The 4,806-nt window shown below is 73.6% G+C and carries 4 protein-coding genes; all 4 read right to left on the bottom strand.

Features of this window, described 5'->3' with window-relative positions:
* Positions 1-59: 59 nt before the first annotated feature.
* Complete coding sequence (locus tag M0P34_RS13700; protein ID WP_291500103.1) at positions 60-2,717, bottom strand: PAS domain S-box protein; 2,658 nt, start codon at positions 2,715-2,717, stop codon at positions 60-62.
* A gap of 104 nt (positions 2,718-2,821) precedes the next feature.
* Entirely contained in the window at positions 2,822-3,193 is a 372-nt protein-coding gene (locus tag M0P34_RS13705) for a response regulator (protein ID WP_291500105.1), read from the bottom strand.
* Positions 3,194-3,204: 11 nt separating this feature from the next.
* Positions 3,205-3,726, bottom strand: a complete 522-nt coding sequence (locus M0P34_RS13710; RefSeq protein WP_291500107.1) for a chemotaxis protein CheW — start codon at positions 3,724-3,726, stop codon at positions 3,205-3,207.
* Positions 3,727-3,780: 54 nt separating this feature from the next.
* Positions 3,781-4,806, bottom strand: a 1,026-nt coding sequence (locus tag M0P34_RS13715) for a methyl-accepting chemotaxis protein (protein ID WP_291500109.1), incomplete at its 5' end; no start/stop codon positions are given.

Raw genomic sequence — 4,806 nt, forward strand, 5'->3', positions numbered from 1 at the left:
CGGGCCGCCGCAGGGGACCGCCCGGGGCGGTCCCTTTTTTTGCGCCGGGCTCCGGGGTGTCAGCCCCCGTCGGTGGTGCCCTCCCGGGCTTCCAGCACGGCGCGGATGGCCCGGGCCAGGTCGGGCAGGGTGAAGGGCTTGAGCAGCATGCGCGCCACGCCGTGGCGGCGCAGGGCCTCGGGCGAGGCCGCGCGGCTGAACCCTGTGCACAGGATCACCGGCAGCCCCGGGCGCAGGCGCCGGGCCGTGGCGGCCAACTCCAGGCCCGTGCAGCCGGGCATGGCCTGGTCGGTGACCAGCAGGTCGAAGGGCGGCTCCGCGCCCTCCAGCAGGGCCAGGGCCTCCCGCGGCGCGGTGCAGGCCGTGACGGCGTAGCCCAGGCCGCCCAGGGCCTGCACCGCCAGGTCGGCGATGGCGCCTTCGTCGTCGACATAGAGGATGCGCTCGGTGCCGCGCTGCTGGGGCGCGGCCGGGGCCTGGCCCGGGGCGGCGTCGGCCGGGGCCGGGGGCAGCAGCACGGTGAACCGCGCGCCCTGGCCCGGGGCGCTCTCGGCCCGCACGGTGCCCCCCAGGCCGTGGGCCGTGCCGTGGACCACGGCCAGCCCCATGCCCGTGCCCTCGCCGGGGCCCTTGGTGGTGAAGAAGGGGTCGAACACGCGCTCCAGGACGGCCGCGCTCATGCCCGGGCCGTCGTCGGCGACCTCCAGGGCCACCCAGTCTCCGGCGGGGCCGGCCTGGGTGTCGGCCTCCAGGGTCCGGCGGCCCAGGCGCACGGTGATGGTGCCGCCGCCCTCGCGCTCCAGGGCGTAGGCCGCGTTGGCGCACAGGTTCATGACGATCTGGTGGATCTGGCCGGGATCGGCCAGGACGGTACCGGCCCGGGCGTCGATGTCGCGGGCGATGGCCACGTTGGCGGGCAGCGTGGCCCGCAGCAGGACCAGCGTTTCCTTGACCAGGGGGGCCAGCTCCAGGGGCGTGCGCTCCAGTTCGCCGCGCCGCGAGAAGGCCAGGATCTGGCGCACCAGGTCGCGGGCGCGCTCCCCGGCCTGGAGCACGCGCCGCAGGCGCGAGCGCAGCCGCGAGTCGTCCGGCGCCTCGGCCATGGCCAGCTCGCTGAAGCCCATGATGGCCATGAGAATGTTGTTGAAATCGTGGGCGATGCCCCCGGCCAGGGTGCCCAGGGCCTCCATCTTGCGCGCCTGGTGCAGCTGGGCTTCGAGCTGGGCCTCCCCGGTCACGTCGCGCTGCACGGAGACGTAGTTGGCCACGCGGCCCTGGTGGTCGTAGATGGGTGCCAGGGTGGCCCTGACCTCGCGGCGCGAGCCGTCGGGGCGCCGATAGCTGTAGCGGCCGCTCCAGGTGCCGCCCCCGGCCAGGGCCGGGCGCAGGCCCTCCAGGCTGGCGGCGTCGTCCGCCGCGCTTTCCAGGACCGTCAGGTTCTGGCCCAGCAGTGCCTGGCGCGGCCGCCCGCTGACGTGCTCGAAGGCCGGGTTGGCGTACTGGATGGTGCCGCCCGGGTCGGTGATGAGGACCACGTCGTCCACCTGCTCGATGGCCCTGGCGAGGCGGTCGCGCTCCTGGGCGGCGTGGCGGGCGCCGGTGATGTCCTCGCTGAAGCCCGCGGCGCGCCGCGGGCGCCCGGCGTCGTCCGGCACGGCGAAGAACCGCGTGCGCACCCAGCGCACCTGGCCGTCGGGCCGCGCGATGCGGTATTCGATGGCGCAGGGCTCGCCGCGCTCCCGGAAGCGCGCGTGCTCCCGGTCCAGGCGCTCCCGGTCCTCGGGCAGGACACTTTCGCGCAGGATGCCCGGCCGGGAAAGGAATTCCAGCTCCGTGCGGCCCCAGACCGTGCGGAAACTGGGGCTGACGTACAACCCCCGCCCGCTTTCCAGCTCCATGATCCAGAAGACCTCGGAGAGGTTCTCCACCAGCTGGCGGAAGCGGTTCTCGCTTTCCAGCAGCGAGGCCTCGGCGAACTTGCGGAAGGTGATGTCCGTGGCGATCAGCAGCGACCCCCGGCAGGCGCCCCCGGGGCCGGGCAGGGGGCTGTGGGAGCAGATGACCCATACCTCGCTGCCCGCGGCGCTTCGCAGGCGCAGGTCGTATTGCGAGGAGAAGCCCTGGCGGCAGCGTTCCAGGTGGCGTTCGGCCTCGGGCAGGTCGGCCTGGTCCAGGAATTCGAAGAGGTGCCTGCCCGTCATGGGGCCGGGTTCCTGGCCGAGCATGTCCGCCAGGCGCTGGTTGACGGCCACGGTCAGCCCGCAGGGGTCCAGGAGCCAGACCCCGGCCAGGGTGTGCGCGAGGAGCCGCAGGTCGTCCTCCGGGCCGGGCGGCGGGGGCGGCGCGGCCCCGGGGGCGGGCTCCAGGGCCATGAACAGGGCGGCGGCGGCCTGCTCCGGGCTGAAGGGCCCGACCAGGAAGCCCCTGGGCCTTGCGGCGCGGGCCGCCGCAAGGCGGGCCGTGTCGGCGTGGGCGCTGGCGAGCACCACGGGGATGCCCAGCTGCTCCTGGATCGTGCGGCAGGCCCCGGGGCCGCCGCCCGGCCCGGGCAGGGCCGCGTCCAGCAGGACCGCTTCGGGCCGCAGCTTCCGGGCCAGGGCCACGGCCCGCCCGGCGCTGGCGGCCACGCCGACGGGCTCGAAGCCCAGGGCTTCCAGGGCCGGGGCCAGGTCCGGCGGGGCGGCGGCCTTGCCGCTGGCGAGAAGGACGCGGATCATGTCGGCTAGTGTGCATCCATTGCGGGTCTTGGGCCAGAGAAGAAAATCCCTTGCGCCGCCGCCCCGCCGGGGGTGGACGGCGTTTTGCCCCGCCGGGCGGCCGCTCAGGCGCCGAGCAGGGCATGCACCTCGTCGAGCAGGCGCTCGGGGCTCACGGGCTTGGTCAGGGTCCGGTTGGCGCCAAGGCGGGCCGACAGGCCCAGGCACTTGCCCGGCGTGAGCCACTGCCCGCCTCCGGACATGGCGATGATCGGCATTTCCGGGCGCAGCCTGCGGGCCTGCTGGATGATCTCCAGGCCGTCGCACCCGGGGAGGAGCACGTCGGTGATCAGCAGGTCGAAGGGCTTTGCGGCCAGCAGGTGCAGGCCCCGCCGACCGTCCGAGGCGGTGCGCACGGTGTGTCCGGCTCCGCCCAGGATGTCGCGCAGCAGCAGCCGCACCAGGTCGTCGTCGTCTATGGCCAGGATCAGGGCCATGCGCCCTCCGGCTAGGCCGCCGGGGCCTGTTCCCGGACTTGTTGCCCCTCGCCGTCCCGGGCGGCGAGCAGGTCCATTTCCTGTTCGGAAAACACGCGGCCGATGTCCAGGACGATGATGAACTCCTCGTCGCGCTTGCCGATGCCCAGTATGGACTCTGCGCGCACGGTGGTGCCCATGCGCGGGGCGGGCTCGATGGCCGAGGGCGGCAGCTCGACCACCTCGCGCACCGAGTCCACCAGGGCGCCCAGGATGTGGGGTTCGCCCGCGCAGGTGGTTTCCACGATGATGATGCAGGTGTTCACCGTGTCGTCGGCCCGGGACATGCCGAACTTGCGGCGCATGTCGACCACGGGCACGGCGTGGCCGCGCAGGTTGATGACCCCGCGCATGAAGGGCGGGGTGCGCGGGATGCGCGTGATGGTGGACAGCTCCAGGACCTCGCGCACCTGGGCGATGGCCAGGGCGAAGACCTCCCCGTCCAGGCCGAAGGTCAGGTACTGGTTGGTGTCGTTGTCGTTCCGGGGGGGCATGGCTCCTCCTGGGGCTGGGGCCCGCGACGGCCAGGGCCGCCGCGGGCCGGGCCGCTAGAAGCGTTCGAAGTCCTTGTCGTCGGCGTCGCCTGTGTCCATGTCCAGCGAGATGCCCGCGGCCGGGGCGTTTTTGGCGGGGGCAGGGCGGGGCGTTGCGTCCTGGGCCGCGGTGAGCCTGCGCGGGGGCGCGGCGTGGGCGGCGACCACGGTGCGGGTGCGGGCCCTGGCCCTGGCCTGGGGTCTGGCCGCGCCGTCCAGGCGGAAGAAGCCGATGGTCTGCTGGAGCTGCACGGCCTGGGAGGACAGTTCCTCTGAGGTGGAGGCCATTTCCTCGGAGGCCGAGGCGTTCTGCTGCACCACCTGGTCGAGCTGCTGGATGGCCTTGTTGATCTGGTCGGCCCCGGCGTTCTGCTCGTTGCTGGCGGCGGCGATTTCCTGGACCAGCTCGGCGGTCCTGCGGATGTCGGGGACCATGCGCGTGAGCATGGAGCCCGCGCGCTCGGCGACCTCGACGCTGGAGGAGGACAGCTCGCTGATCTCGGCGGCTGCGGAGCCGCTGCGCTCGGCCAGCTTGCGGACCTCGGCGGCGACCACGGCGAAGCCCTTGCCGTGCTCGCCCGCGCGGGCGGCCTCGATGGCGGCGTTGAGCGCCAACAGGTTGGTCTGGCGCGCGATTTCCTCGATGATGGAGATCTTGTCGGCGATGTCCTTCATGGCCGAGACGGTCTCGGCCACGGCCTTGCCTCCGGCCTCGGCGTCCTGTGCGGACTGGACGGCGATCTTTTCCGTTTCGCGGGCGTTTTCGGCGTTCTGGCGGATGTTGGCGGCCATTTGTTCCATGGAGGAGGAGACCTCCTCCACGCTGGCGGCCTGCTCGGTGGCGCCCTGGGACAGGCTCTCGGAGGACGCGGACAGCTCCTCGCTGCCCGAGGCCACGTTCTCGCCCGCGCTCTGGACCTCGCCGACCACCTCGGAGAGCTTGGCGACCATGTTCTGCAGGGCGGCGGCCAGCTGGCCGATCTCGTCGCGCTGGTCCACGTCGATGCGCGCGCCCAGGTCGCCCGCGGCGATGGCCTGGGC

This window comes from Desulfocurvus sp., from assembly GCF_023230885.1.
Taxonomy (GTDB): domain Bacteria; phylum Desulfobacterota; class Desulfovibrionia; order Desulfovibrionales; family Desulfovibrionaceae; genus Desulfocurvus.